Origin of the sequence: Pseudomonas sp. IT-P395, from assembly GCF_949767675.1 — a bacterium.
In the GTDB taxonomy this organism is placed as follows: Bacteria; Pseudomonadota; Gammaproteobacteria; order Pseudomonadales; family Pseudomonadaceae; genus Aquipseudomonas.
The window spans coordinates 1-20,131 of the sequence record NZ_CATKPW010000002.1 but is presented as its reverse complement, the minus strand read 5'-3'; the positions used below and the strand labels follow the sequence as shown (position 1 = coordinate 20,131).

The 20,131-nt window shown below is 60.7% G+C and carries 18 protein-coding genes; 14 read left to right on the top strand and 4 right to left on the bottom strand.

Going from position 1 to position 20,131, the window contains the following annotated elements; translation table 11 throughout:
• Positions 1 to 112 precede the first annotated feature (112 nt).
• The 8 genes from ACM6IN_RS01240 (at position 113) to ACM6IN_RS01205 (ending at position 8,377) form a co-directional block, all read left to right on the top strand.
• Complete coding sequence (locus ACM6IN_RS01240; protein WP_007919561.1) at positions 113 to 967, top strand: MurR/RpiR family transcriptional regulator; 855 nt, start codon at positions 113 to 115, stop codon at positions 965 to 967.
• 2 nt (positions 968 to 969) lie between these two features.
• Positions 970 to 1,614 carry an isochorismatase family cysteine hydrolase gene (locus ACM6IN_RS01235; RefSeq protein ID WP_007919558.1) on the top strand — a complete coding sequence of 215 codons (645 nt, stop codon included), beginning with the start codon at positions 970 to 972 and terminating at the stop codon, positions 1,612 to 1,614.
• Complete coding sequence (locus ACM6IN_RS01230; RefSeq protein ID WP_414915245.1) at positions 1,611 to 2,942, top strand: glutamine synthetase; 1,332 nt, start codon at positions 1,611 to 1,613, stop codon at positions 2,940 to 2,942. The genes ACM6IN_RS01235 and ACM6IN_RS01230 overlap by 4 nt, the downstream gene beginning before the upstream one ends.
• Positions 2,926 to 3,678: an N-formylglutamate amidohydrolase gene (locus ACM6IN_RS01225; RefSeq protein WP_123374881.1), complete on the top strand. Its 753-nt coding sequence runs from the start codon at positions 2,926 to 2,928 to the stop codon at positions 3,676 to 3,678. Before ACM6IN_RS01230 ends, ACM6IN_RS01225 begins: the two co-directional genes overlap by 17 nt.
• A gap of 81 nt (positions 3,679 to 3,759) precedes the next feature.
• Positions 3,760 to 5,109 (top strand): APC family permease, encoded by a 1,350-nt coding sequence (locus ACM6IN_RS01220; protein WP_007919552.1) that lies wholly within the window; start codon positions 3,760 to 3,762, stop codon positions 5,107 to 5,109.
• A 118-nt stretch (positions 5,110 to 5,227) separates the two neighbouring features.
• Positions 5,228 to 6,244, top strand: coding sequence for an arginine N-succinyltransferase (locus ACM6IN_RS01215; protein WP_414915244.1), 1,017 nt, complete (start codon positions 5,228 to 5,230; stop codon positions 6,242 to 6,244).
• A 61-nt stretch (positions 6,245 to 6,305) separates the two neighbouring features.
• Entirely contained in the window at positions 6,306 to 7,340 is a 1,035-nt protein-coding gene (astA, locus tag ACM6IN_RS01210; protein WP_034152533.1) for an arginine N-succinyltransferase, read from the top strand.
• A gap of 167 nt (positions 7,341 to 7,507) precedes the next feature.
• Positions 7,508 to 8,377, top strand: a complete 870-nt coding sequence (locus tag ACM6IN_RS01205; protein WP_007919546.1) for an isocitrate lyase/PEP mutase family protein — start codon at positions 7,508 to 7,510, stop codon at positions 8,375 to 8,377.
• A 132-nt stretch (positions 8,378 to 8,509) separates the two neighbouring features.
• Here ACM6IN_RS01205 and ACM6IN_RS01200 read toward each other — a convergent pair whose 3' ends face one another.
• From ACM6IN_RS01200 to ACM6IN_RS01190, 3 genes are all read right to left on the bottom strand, one after another.
• Positions 8,510 to 8,812: a hypothetical protein gene (locus ACM6IN_RS01200; RefSeq protein ID WP_038369113.1), complete on the bottom strand. Its 303-nt coding sequence runs from the start codon at positions 8,810 to 8,812 to the stop codon at positions 8,510 to 8,512.
• Positions 8,813 to 9,372: 560 nt separating this feature from the next.
• A complete protein-coding gene (locus tag ACM6IN_RS01195; protein WP_414915243.1) occupies positions 9,373 to 10,611 on the bottom strand; it encodes a M20/M25/M40 family metallo-hydrolase in 1,239 nt (412 codons plus the stop codon).
• A gap of 214 nt (positions 10,612 to 10,825) precedes the next feature.
• Positions 10,826 to 11,899: a diguanylate cyclase gene (locus ACM6IN_RS01190; protein WP_414915242.1), complete on the bottom strand. Its 1,074-nt coding sequence runs from the start codon at positions 11,897 to 11,899 to the stop codon at positions 10,826 to 10,828.
• Between the two features lie 177 nt (positions 11,900 to 12,076).
• Between ACM6IN_RS01190 and ACM6IN_RS01185 the strand changes: the two genes are divergently transcribed.
• From ACM6IN_RS01185 to ACM6IN_RS01160, 6 genes are all read left to right on the top strand, one after another.
• Positions 12,077 to 13,531, top strand: coding sequence for a flavin-containing monooxygenase (locus tag ACM6IN_RS01185; RefSeq protein WP_414915241.1), 1,455 nt, complete (start codon positions 12,077 to 12,079; stop codon positions 13,529 to 13,531).
• Between the two features lie 21 nt (positions 13,532 to 13,552).
• Positions 13,553 to 14,479 carry an alpha/beta fold hydrolase gene (locus tag ACM6IN_RS01180; RefSeq protein WP_414915240.1) on the top strand — a complete coding sequence of 309 codons (927 nt, stop codon included), beginning with the start codon at positions 13,553 to 13,555 and terminating at the stop codon, positions 14,477 to 14,479.
• A gap of 132 nt (positions 14,480 to 14,611) precedes the next feature.
• The gene (glcD, locus tag ACM6IN_RS01175) at positions 14,612 to 16,111 is read left to right on the top strand and encodes a glycolate oxidase subunit GlcD (RefSeq protein WP_414915239.1); all 1,500 of its coding nucleotides are present in this window, start codon (positions 14,612 to 14,614) and stop codon (positions 16,109 to 16,111) included.
• Positions 16,111 to 17,160, top strand: a complete 1,050-nt coding sequence (gene glcE, locus ACM6IN_RS01170) for a glycolate oxidase subunit GlcE (protein ID WP_414915238.1) — start codon at positions 16,111 to 16,113, stop codon at positions 17,158 to 17,160. The genes glcD and glcE overlap by 1 nt, the downstream gene beginning before the upstream one ends.
• 2 nt (positions 17,161 to 17,162) lie before the next feature.
• Positions 17,163 to 18,383: a glycolate oxidase subunit GlcF gene (glcF, locus tag ACM6IN_RS01165; RefSeq protein ID WP_414915237.1), complete on the top strand. Its 1,221-nt coding sequence runs from the start codon at positions 17,163 to 17,165 to the stop codon at positions 18,381 to 18,383.
• Between the two features lie 88 nt (positions 18,384 to 18,471).
• Entirely contained in the window at positions 18,472 to 19,851 is a 1,380-nt protein-coding gene (locus ACM6IN_RS01160) for a VOC family protein (RefSeq protein ID WP_414915236.1), read from the top strand.
• 96 nt (positions 19,852 to 19,947) lie between these two features.
• Here the strand turns inward: ACM6IN_RS01160 and ACM6IN_RS01155 are convergent.
• Positions 19,948 to 20,131, bottom strand: a 184-nt coding sequence (locus ACM6IN_RS01155) for a hypothetical protein (RefSeq protein ID WP_414915235.1), incomplete at its 5' end; no start/stop codon positions are given.

Sequence of the window (20,131 nt, the reverse complement as noted above, 5' to 3'; positions counted from 1 at the left end):
GGAGCCTTTTCAACACACTGAAAAATTCACTAGACATGTAACGTCAGTTACATAAATACTGTTTTAACGGATTATGAAGCGAATTCAACACCCTCATCCAGCAGGAGCCCGGATGCCCCCTCTCAGAGACCTGATCACCGATCCCGGCCTGGATCTTACGCCGTCGGAGCGCAAAGTCGTTCGCGCCTTGCTTGATCAGTACCCACGCAACGGTCTGGGGCCGATGGCGCGTCTGGCCGAACATGCCGGGGTCAGCGATCCGACCATTGTGCGGCTGGTGAAAAAACTTGGTTTCGGTGGTTATGCCGAATTCCAGGAAGCACTGCTCAGCGACATGGACCACCGCTTGCGCTCGCCGCGCACGCTGTTGCAACCGCGCGCCCATCAGCACAAGGACGACGCCTGGAGCCACTATCTGGGCGACAGCCATCGCCTGCTGGTCGAAACCCAATCGCTGACCCAACCCGAAGACGTGCGCATTCTCACCGACTGGCTGCTCGATGCCCGGCATCAGGTGTACTGCTTCGGCGGGCGCTTTAGCAGCCTGATGGCCACTTACCTGCTCAATCACCTGCGCCTGCTGCGCCCCGGTTGCTTCGCTTTGGAAGACAACGCGCAATTGCCCGATCGCCTGTTTGATCTGCAACGCCAGGATGTCGTGCTGCTGTTCGACTACCGCCGCTACCAGACTCAGGCCCTGCGGGTCGCCAGCGCGGCAAAGAACAACAACGCGCGCGTGGTGCTGTTCACCGATATCTATGCCTCGCCGCTGCGCGAGCTGGCCGACCTGATCATCAGCGCGCCGGTGGAGTCGGCGTCGCCGTTCGACACCATGGTGCCGGCGCTGGCGCAAGTCGAAGCGCTGATTGCCTGCCTGACCCTGCGCACCGAAAACCTCGCCGATCGCCTGGAAGGCATCGATGCCCTGCGCAACGACTTCAACACCCACCTGCTGGAGGATAAATAAGGATGTTCAGCCTTCCCCACCGCTCGCCACGGGATCTGCCGTTTGTCACTGACCACACCGCATTGTTGCTGGTGGACATGCAGCGTGCCTGGCTCGAACCGCAGTTCGACGCGCACCTCAATGGGCCTGACGCCGAGTATTTCCTGACCCGTGCGCACATGCAGGTGGTGCCCAACCAACGTCGTTTGCTCAGTGCCTTTCGCGAGGCGCGGCAGAACGTGCTGCACACGATTATCGAGAGCCTCACCGCTGATGGTCGCGACCGCTCGCTCGACCACAAACTCTCGGACATGCACCTGCCCAAAGGCAGCGTGCAGGCCAGGATCATTGAAGACCTGACCCCGGTGGAAAACGAAATCGTCCTGCCGAAGACGTCTTCGGGCGTCTTCAACTCGACCAACATCGACTACGTGCTGCGTAACCTGCAAACCCGTCACCTGATCATTGCCGGCATCGTCACCGACCAGTGCGTCGACATGGCCGTGCGCGACGCCGCCGATCGCGGCTATCTGGTCACGCTGGTCGAGGACGCCTGCGCCACCTACAGCGCCGAACGCCATCACGCCTGCCTGAATGCGATCAAGGGTTACTGCTGGATCACCGACACCGACACCGTGCTCGCCCGCCTGCAGGAGATGCGGTCATGAGCACGCGCCTGACGCCGCTACCGATGACCACGCTGGTCACCACCGACCTGATCGCCATCACCCGCGGCCGCTCGTTTCCCACTGATGAGCTTGAGCATTATCAAGCCGCCGGGTGCGGCTGGGTGCCGGCCAACAGCGCATTGACGCCGCAGGACATCATTGCTTCGACCAATCCGTGGGGCGCGTATGGCGACCTGCGACTGATTCCCGATCTGAGCAGCCGCGTCACCGTCGGCAATGGCCCGGACGCCGATGCCCCGGCGCTGGATTTCATCCACGGCGATATCCGCGAAACCGATGGCCGCCCGTGGGGCGCCTGCCCGCGCACGTTGTTGCGTGATGAAATCGAACGTTATCGCGATGGGTTGGGCTTGCAGGTCAACGCCGCGTTCGAGCACGAATTCAACCTGCACGCCGGTTTCGCCGAGCACCTGGCGTTCTCTCTCGAAGCCCAGCGTCAGGGCGCCGCGTTCGGCGGCTGGCTGCTCAGCGCCCTGCGCGCCGGCGGAGTCGAGCCGGAAATGTTTCTGCCGGAATACGGCAAGCACCAATACGAAATAACCTGCCGCCCGACGCTCGGCGTGGCGGCAGCCGATCGCGCCGTCAACGTGCGCGAGATCACCCGCGAGATCGCCCGGCAAATGGGCCTGGACTTGAGCTTCGCGCCGAAGACCGCCGCCGACGCGGTGTGCAACGGCGTGCACCTGCATGTCAGCCTGCTTGATCTGGGCGGTCTGCCGATGCTCTACGACGCTGGCACCAGTAACGGTCTGTCGAGTCTCGGCCAGCATTGGGCAGCGGGAATCCTGCATTACTTGCCGGCGCTGTGTGCATTTACCGCACCGACGCCGGTGTCGTACGAACGCTTGCAGCCGCATCACTGGAGCGCCTCCTACGCCTGTCTCGGCCAACAGAACCGCGAAGCAGCGCTGCGCATCTGTCCGACCGTGACCCTCGGTGGCAAGTCCGTGGCCAACCAGTTCAACCTCGAATTCCGCGCCATGGACGCTACCGCCTCGCCACATCTGGCCATGGCCGCGCTGTTGATCGCCGGTCGGCTGGGCATCGAACAACGTTTGGCACTGAACGCGATCACCGATGAAATTCCCGATTCACTCAACGACGAGCAACGCCAGGCCCGGGGCATCGTCGCCCTGCCCGCCTCGCTGACCCAGGCGCTGGATTGCCTGCGCAACAGTGGCGCCTTCACTGCATGGCTGCCCAAGCCGCTGCTCGACACCTATTACGCCCTGAAAACCGAGGAACTGGCGCTGACGGAACAGCTCTCGCCCGCTGACTTGTGTGAGCACTATGCACGCCTGTACTGAATCCGCCGAGCTGGGGTTGTACACCCGACCGGCCTACAACCTGAGCCGCGCCGACTCGACGCACCCGTTGATTCTGGTGTGCGAACACGCCAGCCGCTACATCCCCGAAGCCCTGAACAATCTGGGCCTGGACGAGGCCGCCGCTGGCGAACACATCGCCTGGGACATTGGTGCGCTGCAACTGGCCGAGCAGTTATCGGAAAGGCTCGGCGCAACCCTGTTGAGCGCCAATTATTCGCGGCTGCTGATTGATCTGAACCGGCCCCGTCACGCCCCGGACAGCATTCCGGCGCAGAGCGAGATTTACCAGGTGCCGGGCAACCGTGAACTCGACGAAGCCACCCGCGAATACCGCCGCCAGACCTTGTTCAAGCCGTTTCACGCGCGCTTGCAAACGTTGATCGACGAACGTGTTGCCAAGGGCCAAGCGGTGCGTGTGGTGGGGATTCACAGTTTCACCCCGGTGTATTACGGCCAGCCGCGACCGCTGGAGGCCGGCGTGCTGTTCGGTCAGGCCAAGGCTTACGCGCAACGCCTGCTCGACGGCCTCGGCGAACACCCGCTGAAAGTGGCCGGTAATCAGCCGTACAAGATCGATCCGCTGGGAGACATGACCGTGCCGGTGCACGGCGATGCCCGTGGCCTCGATTCCGTGCTGATCGAGGTGCGCAATGACTTGCTGCGCAGCCCCGAAGCCGTATCACGCTGGGCCGGCTACTTCGCGCCATTGCTGTAATGAATGAAAGACTGCTGACGCTGTAAACGATGGACCGATAACAACTAAAACGACCGACTGGCTGACAAGGAGTTGCGCTTCATGGAAATTGAAGAATTCGGCTACAAGCAAGAGTTGAAACGTAGCCTGACGCTGACCGACCTGGTGGTGTACGGGATGATCTTCATGATCCCCATCGCCCCGTTCGGTGTGTATGGCTACGTCAACGCCGAGGCTCCGGGGATGGTGCCGCTGGCGTACATCATCGGTATGGTGGCGATGCTGTTCACCGCGCTGAGCTACGGCAGCATGGCCAAGGCTTTTCCGATTGCCGGCTCGGTGTATTCCTACGCACAACGCGGCCTCAATCAGCACGTCGGCTTCATCGCCGGTTGGCTGATGCTGCTCGATTACCTGCTGATCCCGCCGCTGCTCTACGTCTACGCGGCGATGGCGCTCAACCATTTGTACCCGGACATCCCGAAAGTCGGCTTCATTCTGGCGTTTCTGGTCAGCGCGACCTTCGTCAACCTGCGCGGCATCACCTTCACCGCTCGGATGAACATCATCTTCCTGCTGGCGCAACTGGTGGTGCTGGGCATCTTCCTGTTCTACGCCTGGAATGCCCTGCACAACGGTGGCGGTAACGGCGAACTGACCCTGGCGCCGCTGTATCACCCGGAAACCTTCAACTTCGCCCTGCTGATGCAAGCGGTGTCGATTGCGGTGCTGTCGTTCCTTGGCTTCGATGCCATCTCTACCCTCGCCGAAGAAATCAAAGGTGATCCGGGCAAAAGCGTCGGCAAAGCAGCGTTGATCACGCTGGTGGTCATGGGGGTGATTTTCGTTGCGCAAACCTGGATTGCCACCGATCTGGCGGCCGGCATGGGCTTCAAATCCGCCGACACTGCGTTCTATGAAATCGCCGAAATCGCCGCCGGCAGTTGGCTGGCGACTCTGACCGCTGTCGCGACAGCACTGGCCTGGGGCGTGGCCGTAGCAATCACCTCGCAAGCCGCGGTTTCGCGCCTGCTGTTCGGCATGGCCCGCGACGGCAAATTGCCGAAGGTGCTGGCCAAGGTGCACCCGAAACACAACACGCCGTACCTGAGCATTTATCTGGTGGCGGTGCTGTCGCTGGTGATCTGCTACCTGTTCATCAACTCGGTCGACACCCTGACCTCGCTGGTCAACTTCGGCGCACTCAGCGGCTTCATGCTGCTGCACCTGACAGTGATCAACTACTACTGGCGTCGGCAAAAGTCCGGTCAGGTCGTGCGTCACCTGATCTGTCCGGTGGTCGGCTTCATCATAGTCGCGGCCATCATGTACAACATGGGCGTCGATGCGCAGAAGCTCGGCCTGATCTGGATTGCTCTGGGTCTGGTGTACCTGTTCTTCCTCAACAAGCTCGGCGCCAGTACTGCGTTGCCGGACCCGAGCAACGGCTGACAAGAAAAAGAGCGGCGTCTGACAACAAATCAGGCGACCGCCGATTTATCGCGTGGAAACCGACAGTGATAGTCAGGTTCGGCGACTTTGCCGAACCTTTTGATACAGGAGTATATCCATGCTGGTCTTACGCCCAGTCGAACAGACTGATCTGCCCCAGCTACAACAATTGGCCCGCGACAGTCTGGTGGGCGTGACCTCCCTGCCGGATGACAGCGAACGCCTGCGCGAGAAAATCGCCGGTTCCTGTGCCTCGTTCGCCAGCGCGGCAGAGGCTAACGGCCCGGAGAACTACTTTTTCGTTCTGGAGGATCTGGACAGCCAGCGGCTGGTTGGCTGCTCGGAAATTCTCGCCACTGCGGGCTTCGACGAGCCGTTCTACAGCTTGCGCAACCGCCATTTCACCAGCGCTTCCCGCGAGCTGAACATCGAACACGGCGTGCCCGCGCTGTCGCTGTGTCACGACCTCAACGACCACACGCTGCTGCGCGGCTTTCACATCGACGCCGCGCTGGTGCGCACGCCGTTCTCCGAGTTGCTGTCACGGGCGCGCCTGTTGTTCATCGCCGCTCATGCGCCGCGCTTTGCCGAGGCGGTGATTACCGAAATCGTCGGCTACAGCGACGAGGAAGGCCATTCGCCGTTCTGGGATGCACTGGGCAAACACTTCTTCGACCTGCCTTACGCAGAAGCCGAGCGCCTGTGCGGGTTGCAGAGCCGCACGTTCCTCGCCGAACTGATGCCGCAATACCCGATCTACGTGCCGATGCTGCCGCAAGCCGCGCAGGACTGTATCGGTCGCATTCACCCGGACGGTCAGGAAGCGTTCGACATTCTTGAGCGTGAAGGCTTCGAGACCAATAGCTACATCGACCTGTTTGACGCCGGCCCGACCCTGTATGCGCGCACCTCGAATATCCGTTCGATTGCTCGTAGCCAGACCGCAACGGTGCAGCAACGGCCGCAGATCGATGCCCGTGGTCGTTACCTGCTGAGCAACGACGCACTGCACGGCTTTCGCGCGATCATGACCGAACTCGATTATCAACCCGATCAACCGCTGTCCCTCACCCCTGCAATGTGTGCGGCGCTGAACGTGACCGATGGCAGCCCGATCCGGCTGATTGCCCTGTGAAACCCGCGCGGTTGCGCAGCCAACGACAGTGCCCGAACAGGCGCGCAGAAGGAGTTACAGCATGATTGTCCGCCCGGTCAAAGTCAGCGACCTGCCAGCCTTGATGGCGCTGGTGCAACAGGCCGGCCCGGGGTTCACCACCCTGCCGGCCAACGAAGATCGCCTGTCGCATCGGGTCCGCTGGGCGCAACGGGCGTTCGCCGAACAGGTCGAACGGGCCGATGCGGATTATCTGTTTGTGCTCGAAGACGACGACATGCGCGTGGTTGGCGTCAGCGCCCTGGCCGGTGCGGTCGGCCTGCGCGAGCCCTGGTACAACTATCGGGTCGGGTTGACCGTGAGTTCGGCGCCGGATCTGGGCATTCAACGGCAGATCCCGACACTGTTTCTCAACAACGAACTGACCGGCCAATCGGAGCTGTGCTCGCTGTTTCTCGGCCATGATCAGCGCCACGGCAGCAATGGCCGCCTGCTGTCGCTGGGGCGGTTGCTGTTCGTTGCCGAGTTCCCGCACCTGTTCGGCGAGAAGATGATTGCCGAACTGCGCGGCAGTGCCGATGAACACGGTTGTTCGCCGTTCTGGGACAGCCTGGGCCGGCATTTCTTTCAAATGGACTTCAGCCATGCCGATCACTTGTCAGGACTTGGCAACAAATCGTTCATCGCCGAACTGATGCCGCGCCAGCCGCTGTACACCTGCATGCTCACCGAACAAGCACAGGCGGCGATCGGCCAGGCACACCCGAATACCGAGCCGGCGCTGAAAATCCTCCAGGCCGAAGGCTTCACCCACAAAGGCTACATCGACATCTTCGACGGCGGCCCGGTAATCGAAGCGCCGGTGCGCAGTATTCGCACCGTGCGCGAAAGCGTTGAGCTGACCCTGAGCCTCGGCAGCCCGGATGAACAGGCGCCGCTGTGGCTGATTCACAACCGCCGTCTGGAAAACTGCCGCATCACCGTCGCCCGCGCCCGCCGGGTCGGTAGCAGCCTGGTGATCGACCGCCTCACCGCCAAGCGCCTGCAACTGCAACCGGGCAATTCGGTACGGGCGGCGATGCTGCCCAATCAACAGCAACAGGCGGTGGCGGCCTGACGGTTACCACCGCAAAAAGGTAAATCCTTTCAGCAAAAGCGTCCGCGACAACCTGTCCCTTGCAAATTCGTCATGATCATTGACCCATTCGCGTGATAGCCTTTTCATTCTTCGGCGTTGACACCTTTGTTCAAGCCTTTCCATTCCTTTGTATTGGTGGAACTCGTATGACCAGGCTTTCCCATCAAGATTTGCGCCGTAACTTCCGTCAACTGCTGGCTTCCGACACCTGCTATCACACGGCTTCGGTGTTCGATCCGATGTCCGCGCGGATTGCCGCTGACCTCGGTTTTGAAGTGGGGATCCTCGGCGGTTCCGTGGCCTCGTTGCAGGTGCTCGGTGCCCCGGACTTTGCCCTGATCACCCTCAGCGAGTTCGCCGAACAGGCCACCCGCATCGGCCGCGTCGCCCAATTGCCAGTGATCGCCGACGCCGACCACGGCTACGGCAACGCCCTCAACGTGATGCGCACCATCGTTGAACTGGAACGCGCCGGCGTCGCCGCCCTGACCATCGAAGACACCTTGCTGCCGGCACAATTCGGGCGCAAATCCACCGACTTGATCACCGTTGCCGAAGGCGTCGGCAAGATCCGCGCGGCGCTGGAAGCCCGGGTTGATACGGAAATGGCGATCATCGCCCGTACCAATGCCGGCATCCTGCCAAATCAGGAAATCATCAGCCGCACTCGCCAATATCAGGCGGCCGGGGCTGACGGCATCTGCATGGTCGGAATTCAGGATTTCGATCAGCTTGAACAAATCGCCGAACACCTGACCGTGCCGCTGATGCTGGTGACCTACGGCAACCCGGCGTTGCGCGATGACAAACGTCTGGCCGAACTCGGTGTGCGTGTGACCATCGATGGCCATGGTGCTTATTTTGCGGCGATCAAAGCGACGTATGACAGCTTGCGTGAACAGCGGCAGATCTTTACCCAGGCGTCCGATTTGAGCGCGACCGAGTTGACGCACACCTATACCCAACCGGAGGAATACATTCTCTGGGCCAAGGAATACATGAGCGTCAAGGAGTGATGGGTTGGCCGGGCTGACGCCATCGCTGGCAAGCCAGGCTCCCACAGGTTATGCGGTTCGACATCAATTGATGGTTCAACACCAAACCCTGTGGGAGCTGGCTTGCCAGCGATGAGGTCTGCCGCTACACCGCTAAACCGGCGTCTTGTAAGCTTCCTCCCGCTGCACCGCCCGCGCCTGAATCACATTCAGAATCGCACAGCCCTCGCGCATCAACAGATGCACCGCACTGGTCACCCGCGTCAGATCACAATCGGAAATGCCTTTGAGGTTGAGGCTGGCAAAGGTGTCGGCCAAATCGCGCACGACCACAAACCGGTGCATCGCACAGGCGGCCATGTCGCTGAGTTCTGAGTGGGTATTGAGGAAGAGCACCGGGGATTCGGCGTCGTAGGTGTCGATGGGGAGGAAGCGGGGCATTACTTGATCACACATTGGTATAACTCCTGTATTGAGAGAGCTACCACCAGTCGCGGCCAAACGAGGAAGGTGGCAGCCGTACGCGGGTTGGCCGACCGGATACAGGAACCGGCACACCCGAAGGTGTCCCACGCACAGCCGCCATAACACAACATCACAGACAAACATCGACTGAATATGTTGGGCAGACTGTACGTCTCTGTATCGACCGGCCAAGGTCGTTCGCGGTGTTTTTCCGCGAGCCCGAACTATAGGGGTCGATACCGAAATGCGGCAACAGGGTACGTTGTAGGAAACGTCTTGGAAAGTTGTACGCCGTCCGCGACTTCCACTTTTCCCACAAAAGCCCCTCACCCTAGCCCTCTCCCGGAGGGAGAGGGAACTGATTGGGGGATGTTCGGGATCGACGCCGACGTGAGAGACCGCGTTGAATGCGAATTTGCATTCAACTTGATCTGCCGGTTGCCACATGGACCACAAACAACACGGTCAGTCCCCTCTCCCTCTGGGAGAGGGTTAGGGTGAGGGGCCGATTTATCTGGCACCCCGCCGACCTCATCACACCGCAAACCACCTCACCGCGGCTTGGCCAACTCCATGATCATCCGCGACAACAAATAAATCCGCGGCGCCACGCTCGCCACTTCGGCGTATTCCTCCGGCGTGTGAATATTGCCGCCAACAATCCCGAAGCCATCCAGCGTCGGCGTGCCAACCCCGGCGGACAAACTCGCATCCGCCGCGCCGCCACTGCCCTCCTCGGTCAACTTGCGGCCAATCTCGCCGTAAATCCCTTGGGCCATGGCCATCAGACGGTCCGACTCAGGCGTCTGCGGCATAGGTGGCAGCCCGCGTTGCAACGAAGTCTTCACTTCCGTCTCAGCAATCAGCTTGTCCTGCGACACCCGCGCCAGATCCTTCTCGATCCGGTCGAACTCCTCCGGCACCGCCGCGCGCACGTCAGCCTTGGCCGTGGCTTGATCGGGAATCACGTTGGTGCGGTCACCGGCCTTGAGCACAGTGAAGTTGATGGTGGTTTTCTTCGCCTCATCACCAAGTTTGCCCAACTGAAGAATCTGGTGCGCCGCTTCCATCGCGGCATTGCGCCCCAGTTCCGGGGCGACACCGGCGTGCGCGGCTTTGCCCTTGACCTCGACCAGTGCCGTCGCGCTGCCCTTGCGCCACACCACCAGCCCATCGGCCGGGCGGCCCGGCTCAAGGTTGAGGGTCACGTCGTGCTGTTTGGCGGTTTTTTTGATCAGGTCGGTGGCGACTTCCGAGCCGGTTTCTTCGCTGGCGTCGAGCAGGAAGGTGATTTGCGCATAGTCTTTGAAGTCGAGGTTTTTCAGGACTTTCAGTGCATAGATCCCGGCGACGATGCCGCCCTTGTCATCCATCACCCCCGGCCCGTAAGCGCGACCGTCCTCGATGTGGAACGGCCGCTCGGCCGCCGAACCTTCCTTGAATACCGTGTCCATGTGCGCCATCAGCAGGATTTTTGCCTTGCCGGTGCCTTTCAGCGTCGCCAGTACATGGTTGGATTTTTCAGGCGTGTTCGGCACCAGTTCGATGGTCGCGCCGAGTTTTTTCAGTTCATCGATGGCGATGTCGCTGACTTGCTTGAGGCCCGGTTCATAGCCGGAACCGGAGTCGATATTGACCAGTCGCTCCAGCAATTTCAGCGCTTCTGGCTGGTATTGCTCGGCATCGGCGAGCACTTGTTTGTGCGGTTCGGCGAAGGCTTGGGCAGCGGAGAAAGCGAGAGACAGGCCAAGGCTGGCGGCCAGCAGGGAGCGAGAAAATGAGAACGTCATGAAGCGATCCTTGTTTCGCGTCGGGGGGATTTAACCGTACCCGACATCGGCGCGAGGCTCTACACCGAATGCGACACTGATCTAACCGACAACACACAAACCCTGTGGGAGCGAGCCTGCTCGCGAAGGCGTCGTGTCAGGCGATGTCAATCTTGGCTGACCCAGCGCTTTCGCGAGCAGGCTCGCTCCCACAATGGATTTATGGTGATGCGGATCAAACCGAATCCAGCAACGTCCGCCGGGGCTTGCCATCGCAATTGCAGATCACCCGGTTACGCCCGCTCGCCTTGGCCTCGTACAACGCCTGATCGGCATCATTGAGCCAGCGTGTTGCGTCGGCATGCGCCGGATCGTACGCCGCCAGGCCGATACTCAAGCTAACCTTCAACGCCGGATTCTGCTCATAACCCAGAATCGCAAAGCGTTCACGCAACGCTTCCATCGCCTGCGCAGCATTGAACAGCGGCAGATCCGGCAAAATCACGCAGAACTCATCACCGCCATAACGCCCGGCAACGTCTGTCGCCCGCAGGTTTTGTTTAAGCAACTTGCTCAACTGGCGCAACACGATGTCGCCCGCAACATGGCCGTAGGTATCGTTGATTGCCTTGAAGTGATCAATGTCGATCAACGCAATCGCCGCGCCCTGCTTCTGCCGCTTGCAGCGCTGAAAAGCGATCTCCAGTTGATCCTTCCAGGCGCCGTGATTGAGCAGTCCGGTCAGGCTGTCGGTGCGGCTCAGGGCAAGCAATTCGCGTTTGTGTCGACCGAGGGTGTAGGCCTGCCGAAAGCAGATCCAGCCCAGCGCCAACGGGTACAGAAGCAGCAACGGGAAACAGGCGTACATTTGCGCAGGCGTGGTCTGCGGAATGAATGTCGGAGCAAAGACCACCAGCCCGACGCCGACCCCGAGCAACTGCGCCGCCGAGCCTGCCAATAGAAAACGTGAACCACCGATGGCGACGTTGTTCATCGCCATCATCGAAATGGTCGTGGCAGTGGGCAACGGATTGAAATGCATGGCGGCAAGCCAAAAGCCGCCGAAAAAGGCGTCGATCAACAGATTGCGGTGTTCAGCGTGGTAAGGAACCCGGGCGCGGCGTGCCCATTGAAACGCCAGATGCGGCCAGACCAGGCCGTTGAAGAACATCAGTGCCCAGACCCACAGCGGCGGATCGAGCGAGTACATCGCCACGCTCACGCACACGAGCCCCAGAATCAACCCGAGGATGCGCGATGTATAAAGCCTCCTGGCCAATGAAAGTCCCTTTCCTCCGGTATTTCCCATAAGGACCTCGATCACGCACACCGCAGGACGGATGTGCTGGAAGTCTAACAGGGCGACGTTAAATAGCCATCACCGGCCAGCGGGCTGAATAGAGCGACATCAGGGCCGCGCACAGTGCAAATATTTGGCTATACATGAAAGGAGCAAAATGGAAAAACAACTATAAGAAGGAGGCCCATGCACACCTATCTCGTGTTGATCATCGGCAGCGGTTTTGGCGGTCAATGTGCTGCGGTCAACCTGCTAAAAGCCGGAATCGACAATTTTCGCCTGCTGGAGCGTCGGGACTTCTTTGGCGGCACCTGGTGCCAGAACACCTACCCCGGCGCGGCGGTGGACGTGCCGTCGCCGCTGTATTCGCTGTCGTTCGCGCCGTACCGCTGGTCGCAGATGTTCGCCGGGCAGGCCGAACTGCAGCGCTACACCGAGCACGTTATCGAGCAATTCGGTTTGCGCGAACGCGTAGAGTTGCAAGCCGATGTCGAGCGTGTCGAATGGGACGACACGGAAAAACGCTGGGCCGTGCACACCGCCAGCAAAGGCACCTTTTATGCGCAGTTCCTGATCAATGCCACCGGGCCATTGAGCCAACCGGTCATCCCACACTTTCCCGGCCAGGATCGCTTTCAAGGCAAGACTTTTCATACAAACAACTGGGATCACAGCTACGACTATCGCGATAAACGCGTGGCCATCGTTGGTAGCGGTGCCAGTGCGGTGCAAGTGATTCCAGCCATTGCGGAACAGGTCGAGCAACTGCACGTGTTTCAACGCACGCCGCATTGGGTGCTGCCCCGCGCCGATCGTCAGTTCGGACCGCTGCAACGCTGGCTGCTCGGTCTGAAACCCGCCTACAAATTATTGCGCTGGCTGATTTACTGGCAATTCGAAACCCGGGTCATCGCCTTCAAATATTCAAAAGCGGCGATTCACATGGTCCAGCAGCACGCCCTGCGTTTTCTCAAACGCCAGGTGCCGGACCCGCTGCTGCGAGAAAAACTCACCCCGGACTTCACCATTGGCTGCAAACGGGTACTAGTCTCCAGCACCTATTACCCGGCGCTGAGTCGCGCCAATGTCACCTTGCATACCCGCGAGCAAGGCATTGCGTCCATCGACGAAACCGGGATTAACACTCAGGACGGTCAGCACATCGACGTTGATCTGATCGTCTGGTCGACCGGTTACGACGCCACCGACGGGGTGATTTCCTACCCGGTCAGCGGAAAAAACGCAGTGCAACTCAGAGATGTCTGGGCGCAATACCCGCGCGCGTATCTGGGCACCAGCCTGCCGGACTTTCCCAACCTGTTTATCGTCACCGGGCCCAACACCGGCATCGGTCACACCTCGGCGCTGTTCATCATCGAATCACAGATGAACTACATCCTCGACTGCATCCGCACCGTGCAGGCCAAAGGCCTGCGCAGCATTGAAGTGCGCCGTGAAGCGGAACGTACCTACACTGAGATGATTCATCGGGAAATGCAGCGCACGGTCTGGAAGTCCGGCGGCTGCCACAGTTGGTATCAAAGCAAGAGCGGTCATGTGATCGCGATGTTTCCCGGCTTCAGTTTCAGCTATCACCGCTTGACCCGAGCGCTGAAACCGGCCGACCACATTCTGTCCTGAACACGTAAAAGGAAGACGTCGATGCTTTTGCTGTTTGTCGCCCTCGCGGTTTTCGTAGCCTGGAGCTGGTTGAGTTATCCGGCGGTCGGTCATTGGCTGTACGACCTGAACATGGCCATCGAGGCCAAGTTGTACAAATTGCACAAGATCGAAGTGCCGATCGCCGAGATGACCGTCTCGACCTGGCAGGGCGGGCCGTATGAAGCGGCCAGCGCGATTCTGATGCTGCATGGCTACAGCGCCGACAAGAACCTGTGGCTGCGCTTTTCCCGGCATTTCGTGCGCCAGTATCGGGTGATCATTCCGGACCTCGCCGGCCATGGTGAAACCGGCTTCAAGGCTGGCGGCGGTTATGACATTCCGTTGCAGGCTAAACGCATGATCCAGTTGCTCGACGTCTGCGGCGTGGAGAAAGTCCACGTGATCGGCAACTCGATGGGCGGCTACATCGCCGCGTGGCTGGCGGCGACTTATCCCGACCGCATCGCTTCGGTGGCATTGATCGACCCGGCGGGCGTCACCGCGCCCGAGGTCAGCGACATGGAGCGGCATCTGGCGCGCGGGCATAACCCGTTTCTGATCAACTCGCGGGAAGAATTTCGCCAGTTTTACGCGATGACCATGGAGTCGCCACCGTGGGTGCCGAACCTGGTGCTGGACGCCATCGCCCAGCGCTACGAACAACAACGCGATGAACTGGAAGAGATCTTCCGCGATTTTCGCGCCAGCCCGCCGATGGAGCCGAAACTACCCGACATCAAATGCCCGGCGCTGTTGCTCTGGGGCCGCAAGGATCGGCTGATCGACGTCAGCAGCGTGCCGGTGTGGAGCAAGGGCATCGCCAATTTGCGTGTGGATGTCTGGGATCACGTCGGGCACATGCCGATGGTTGAACAGCCGAGGAATGCTGCGCGCCTGTATCGGGAATTCCTCGGAAGCCAGAAATGACACTCAACACATCCTGTGTAGGAGCTGCCGAAGGCTGCGATCTTTTGATTTTGCTTTTTAAAAACAAGATCAAAAGATCGCAGCCTCGTTTCACTCGACAGCTCCTACAAAGTGACGAGGTCTGAGGTTTAGATGAATATTCTTTATGACGAACGCCTCGACGGCCCGTTGCCGCAGGTGAACAAGGCTGAGTTGCTCAAGGCATTGCAGCACGCGCTGCCTGATCTCGACATTTTGTGGCGCGAGGAGGAACTCAAACCCTACGAATGCGACGGCCTCTCCGCCTACCGCACCACGCCGATGCTGGTCGCCCTGCCCCGTCGACTCGAGCAAGTGCAAACCCTGCTCAAACTCTGCCACCAGAAAAACGTCCCAGTGGTTGCCCGTGGTGCCGGCACCGGCTTGTCCGGCGGCGCCTTGCCGCTGGAACAGGGCCTGCTGCTGGTGATGGCGCGCTTCAACAATATCCTGCACATCGACCCTGCCGCCCGCACCGCGCGGGTTCAACCGGGGGTGCGCAATCTGGCGATCTCCCAGGCAGCCGCGCCTTTCGGTCTGTATTACGCGCCGGATCCGTCCTCGCAAATCGCCTGTTCGATTGGCGGCAACGTCGCCGAAAACGCTGGCGGCGTGCATTGCCTCAAGTACGGATTGACCGTGCACAACCTGCTGAAAATCGAAGTGCTGACCATCGAAGGCGAACGCCTGACCCTCGGTTCGGATGCACTCGACTCAGCGGGTTTCGATCTGCTCGCGTTGTTCACCGGTTCCGAAGGCCTGCTGGGGATCATTACCGAAGTCACGGTCAAGCTGCTGCCCAAACCGCAAGTCGCGAAAGTCCTGCTGGCCAGTTTCGATTCTGTGGAAAAGGCCGGCCGCGCGGTCGCCGAGATCATCGCGGCGGGGATCATTCCCGGCGGCCTGGAGATGATGGACAACCTCGCCATTCGCGCCGCTGAAGATTTCATTCACGCCGGTTACCCAGTCGACGCCGAGGCGATTCTGTTGTGCGAACTCGATGGCGTCGAAGCCGACGTTCACGACGATTGTCAGCGGGTGCGCGAGGTCATGACCGCGGCCGGCGCCACCGAAGTGCGTCAGGCCCGCGACGAAGCCGAGCGCGTGCGCTTCTGGGCCGGGCGCAAAAATGCTTTCCCGGCCATCGGCCGTTTGTCGCCGGACTATTACTGCATGGACGGCACCATCCCGCGCCGCGAATTACCCGGCGTCCTGCAAGGCATCGCCCGCCTCGGCGAAGAATACGGTTTGCGCGTGGCCAACGTGTTCCATGCCGGCGACGGCAACATGCACCCGCTGATCCTGTTCGACGCCAATCAACCGGGCGAACTGCACCGCGCCGAAGCCTTGGGCGGCAAGATCCTCGAACTGTGCGTGCAAGTTGGCGGCAGCATCACCGGTGAACACGGCGTCGGCCGCGAGAAAATCAACCAGATGTGCGCGCAGTTCAACAGCGACGAACTAAGTCTGTTCCACGCAGTAAAAGCCGCGTTCGACCCACAAGGCCTGCTCAATCCCGGCAAGAACATTCCGACCCTGCACCGCTGCGCCGAATTCGGCGCGATGCACATTCACGCCGGGCAATTGCCGTTCCCCGAACTGGAGCGTTTCTGATGGCCGATGTCGACGCCGCCAGCGCCCTGCTCGATCAGGTCAACGAAGCGCGGGCCAATGCCACGCCGCTGAAAATTCAGGGTGGCAACAGCAAAGCGTTTCTCGGCCGCGAGGTCGCCGGCGAAGTGCTCGACACCCGCGCCCATTGCGGCATCGTCCGTTACGAGCCGACCGAACTGGTGATCACGGCGCGCTCCGGCACGCCTCTGTCCGAGCTGCTGGCGGTGCTGGACGCTGCCGGACAAATGCTGCCGTGCGAGCCGCCGGCATTCGGCGAAGGCGCGACGGTTGGCGGCATGATCGCCACGGGGTTGTCCGGGCCTCGGCGGCCGTGGTCTGGCTCGGTGCGCGACTTTGTCCTCGGCACGCGGGTGATCACCGGCCTCGGTCAGCACCTGCGTTTCGGCGGCGAAGTGATGAAAAACGTCGCCGGCTATGACCTGTCGCGGCTGATGGCCGGCAGTTACGGCTGCCTCGGCGTGCTCACCGAAGTGTCGCTGAAAGTCCTGCCGAAACCACGGCAGTGCCTGAGCATTCGCCTCGATATGGAATGCTCGCGGGCGCTGACCAGGCTTGCCGAATGGGGTCAGCAACCGCTACCGATCAGTGCCGCTTGTCACGATGGCCAGAGCCTGTATCTGCGGCTTGAGGGCGGCGAAGGTTCAGTGACGGCGGCGCATCAACGACTCGGTGGTGAGCCGCTAGATTCAGGGTTCTGGCGGGATCTGAATGAACAACGTCTAGCGTTTTTCAACGAAGGTTTGCCGCTGTGGCGCTTGTCGTTGCCGAACAATCTCGGGCCACTGGATCTGCCCGGCGAGCAACTGATCGACTGGGCCGGCGCGCAACGCTGGCTGAAATCAGACGCGGCGCACATCCACATTCTCGCGCAGGAACTGGGCGGCCACGCTACCTTTTTCAGCCATGGCGCCAGCAATTCGCCGTTTCAGCCATTGCCCGCGACACTGCTGCGTTACCACCGTCAACTCAAGGTGCAACTCGACCCGCAAGGGCTGTTCAACCCCGGGCGGATGTACGCGGAGTTCTAGCCATGCAAACCACCCTCAGCGAACAATCGCGACAGCTGCCCCGCGCCGCCGAGGCGGAAAAGATTCTGCGCACCTGCGTGCATTGCGGCTTTTGCAATGCGACCTGCCCGACCTATCAGTTGCTCGGCGATGAACTTGATGGCCCGCGCGGGCGCATCTACCTGATCAAGCAAGTGCTCGAAGGCGCACCGGCGACGGCGCAGACACAATTGCATCTGGACCGCTGCCTGTCGTGCCGCAACTGCGAAACCACCTGCCCGTCCGGCGTCGACTATCACAACCTGCTCGACATTGGCCGCGCGGTGGTCGATCACGCGGTGCCACGTCCGGCGGCGCAACGTCTGTTGCGCGAGGGTTTGCGCGCATTGGCGCCGAATTCAGGGTTGTTCAAAGGCTTGTTGCGGGTGGGCACGACGTTTCGGCCGCTGTTGCCGCGTTTGCTTGAAAGCAAACTGCCGCAGCATCCGCCGTTTTCAGGTTTGCGCCCTGCCCCGCGCCATGCCCGTCGCGTGTTGTTGCTTGAAGGCTGTGTGCAACCGGGGTTGTCACCGAACACCAATGACGCCACGGCGCGGGTACTGGATCGCCTGGGCATCAGTGTCACCCCGGTGGCCGAGGCCGGGTGTTGCGGCGCGTTGGACTATCACCTCGACGCGCAGGCCAAAGGCCTCGACCGCGCCCGACGGAACATCGATGCCTGGTGGCCGCACCTGCAAAACGGTGCAGAAGCAATTGTGCAGACCGCCAGCGGTTGCGGCGCATTCATCAAGGATTACGGGCATTTGCTGGCAGACGATCCGCTGTATGCGGCCAAGGCCCGGGAAATCAGCGAGCGCACGCTGGATCTGGTGCAGGTACTCGCGCAGGAGCCGCTCGAACAGATCTGCGCCGCCACTGAACGGCGGATTGCCGTGCACTGCCCGTGCACGTTGCAGCACGCGTTGAAACTGGGCGGCGCGGTGGAAGCTGTGCTGACGCGCCTCGGTTTCAATCTTACCGCCGTGCCCGACGGCCATTTGTGCTGCGGCTCGGCGGGTACGTATTCGTTGACGCAACCGGTGCTGGCCCGGCAACTGCGCGACAACCGCCTCAATGCGCTGGAGAGTGGCCGCCCTGAGCTGATCGTCACCTCCAACGTCGGCTGTCAGAGCCATCTGGCCAGCGCCGGACGCACGCGGGTGATGCACTGGATCGAACTGGTGGATCAGTCGTTGGCAGAATGAAGTTCGTAGGATTCTTCGTTTGCCCGCGTGCGAGAAGGCTGCGATCTTTTCCCTCATCCATTCCGTGACCGTGGCAGGAATTTTTTTCATGACCGTGCAGCCGTTCGTCAGCCCCGACCTGATCCGCCAACGCTTCTCCAAAGCGATGTCCGACATGTACCGCGAAGAAGTGCCGCTGTACGGCGCGCTGATGGAGTTGGTGGAGCAGACCAACCGCGAGGTGCTTGCCGATCAGCCGGACATCGCCCGGCAACTCGACAGCACCGGTGAAATCCAGCGGCTGGACATGGAGCGCCATGGCGCCATTCGCGTCGGCACCGCCACCGAACTGGCCATCCTCGCCCGCTTGTTTGCGGTGATGGGCATGCAGCCGGTGGGTTATTACGACCTGACCCCGGCGGGCGTGCCGGTGCATTCCACGGCTTTTCGCGCAGTGCATGAGGACGCGCTGCAAGTCAGCCCGTTTCGAGTGTTTACGTCGTTGTTGCGCCTGGAGTTGATTGAAGATCCGCAGCTACGCGCCTTTGCCGAATCCGTGCTGGCCCAGCGTTCGATCTTTACCCCGGAGGCATTACGCTTGATCGCGCAAGCTGAAACCGCAGGCGGACTGAATGAAAGCGAGGCCGAGGCATTCGTCCTGCAGGCACTGGAAACCTTTCGCTGGCATCACAGCGCCACGGTTACTGCCGCGCAATACCAGACTTTAAGCGCCCAACACCGCTTGATCGCCGACGTGGTGGCGTTCAAAGGCCCGCACATCAACCACCTGACGCCGCGCACGCTGGACATCGACAGCGTGCAGGAACAGATGCCGGCCCATGGCATCACCCCAAAAGCCGTCATCGAAGGCCCGCCGCGCCGGCAGTGCCCGATCCTCTTGCGCCAGACCAGTTTCAAGGCGCTGGACGAGCCGATCGCCTTCACCGATCAGAACCAGACCCGTGGCAGTCACAGCGCGCGTTTCGGCGAAATCGAACAGCGCGGCGCGGCACTCACCCCCAAAGGCCGGGCGCTGTATGACCGCTTGCTGAATGCCGCGCGCGATGAACTCGGCGACTTCCCCAACGAAGGCAATGCCGCACGCTACAACGCGCTGATGGCTCAACACTTTGGCGAATTTCCTGACAGTGTCGAAGGCATGCGTGAACAAGAGTTGGCGTACTTTCGCTATTTCGCCACGGAAAAAGGTCTCGCTGCTGTAGGGCTTGGACAGTCGTCACTGGAGGACTTGTTGCGCGATGGTTATGTGAAAGCGGAACCGTTGGTGTACGAAGATTTCCTGCCGGTGAGTGCAGCGGGGATTTTTCAGTCGAACCTTGGCGATGCGGCGCAGGCGCACTATGGCGAGCATTCCAATCGGCAGGCCTTCGAACAGGCTCTGGGGCGCGCTACCATTGATGAGTTGGGGTTGTATGCCGCGACGCAGCAGCGTTCGATCGAGGAATGCCTCACTCAATTCGCGCGTTGAAAAATCAAAAGATCGCAGCCTTCGGCAGCTCCTACAGTGGAAATGCATTCCAAATGTAGGAGCTGCCGAAGGCTGCGATCTTTTGATCTAAAAGTTTTAAGCAGCCGCCTCGACCAAATGATGGCGTGTGGCCATTGTGCGCAAGAAGTTGCGCACTTGATTTACAAAACCGACCGAAAAAACCTCTGAAAGCACCGTCGTACAAGGCCTGCAGCCAAGTGCGCAAGAAGTTGCGCAGTACTGCGCAACTTCTTGCGCACTTTTGCCGTGAGCGAGCGCT

What these genes read in the sequence shown, in the direction of transcription:
- ACM6IN_RS01240 (WP_007919561.1), top strand. Translation starts at nt 113, where the DNA reads ATGCCCCCTCTCAGAGACCTGATCACCGATCCCGGCCTGGATCTTACG.
- ACM6IN_RS01235 (WP_007919558.1), top strand. Translation starts at nt 970, where the DNA reads ATGTTCAGCCTTCCCCACCGCTCGCCACGGGATCTGCCGTTTGTCACT.
- ACM6IN_RS01230 (WP_414915245.1), top strand. Translation starts at nt 1,611, where the DNA reads ATGAGCACGCGCCTGACGCCGCTACCGATGACCACGCTGGTCACCACC.
- ACM6IN_RS01225 (WP_123374881.1), top strand. Translation starts at nt 2,926, where the DNA reads ATGCACGCCTGTACTGAATCCGCCGAGCTGGGGTTGTACACCCGACCG.
- ACM6IN_RS01220 (WP_007919552.1), top strand. Translation starts at nt 3,760, where the DNA reads ATGGAAATTGAAGAATTCGGCTACAAGCAAGAGTTGAAACGTAGCCTG.
- ACM6IN_RS01215 (WP_414915244.1), top strand. Translation starts at nt 5,228, where the DNA reads ATGCTGGTCTTACGCCCAGTCGAACAGACTGATCTGCCCCAGCTACAA.
- astA (WP_034152533.1), top strand. Translation starts at nt 6,306, where the DNA reads ATGATTGTCCGCCCGGTCAAAGTCAGCGACCTGCCAGCCTTGATGGCG.
- ACM6IN_RS01205 (WP_007919546.1), top strand. Translation starts at nt 7,508, where the DNA reads ATGACCAGGCTTTCCCATCAAGATTTGCGCCGTAACTTCCGTCAACTG.
- ACM6IN_RS01200 (WP_038369113.1), bottom strand. Translation starts at nt 8,812, where the DNA reads ATGTGTGATCAAGTAATGCCCCGCTTCCTCCCCATCGACACCTACGAC.
- ACM6IN_RS01195 (WP_414915243.1), bottom strand. Translation starts at nt 10,611, where the DNA reads ATGACGTTCTCATTTTCTCGCTCCCTGCTGGCCGCCAGCCTTGGCCTG.
- ACM6IN_RS01190 (WP_414915242.1), bottom strand. Translation starts at nt 11,899, where the DNA reads ATGGGAAATACCGGAGGAAAGGGACTTTCATTGGCCAGGAGGCTTTAT.
- ACM6IN_RS01185 (WP_414915241.1), top strand. Translation starts at nt 12,077, where the DNA reads ATGCACACCTATCTCGTGTTGATCATCGGCAGCGGTTTTGGCGGTCAA.
- ACM6IN_RS01180 (WP_414915240.1), top strand. Translation starts at nt 13,553, where the DNA reads ATGCTTTTGCTGTTTGTCGCCCTCGCGGTTTTCGTAGCCTGGAGCTGG.
- glcD (WP_414915239.1), top strand. Translation starts at nt 14,612, where the DNA reads ATGAATATTCTTTATGACGAACGCCTCGACGGCCCGTTGCCGCAGGTG.
- glcE (WP_414915238.1), top strand. Translation starts at nt 16,111, where the DNA reads ATGGCCGATGTCGACGCCGCCAGCGCCCTGCTCGATCAGGTCAACGAA.
- glcF (WP_414915237.1), top strand. Translation starts at nt 17,163, where the DNA reads ATGCAAACCACCCTCAGCGAACAATCGCGACAGCTGCCCCGCGCCGCC.
- ACM6IN_RS01160 (WP_414915236.1), top strand. Translation starts at nt 18,472, where the DNA reads ATGACCGTGCAGCCGTTCGTCAGCCCCGACCTGATCCGCCAACGCTTC.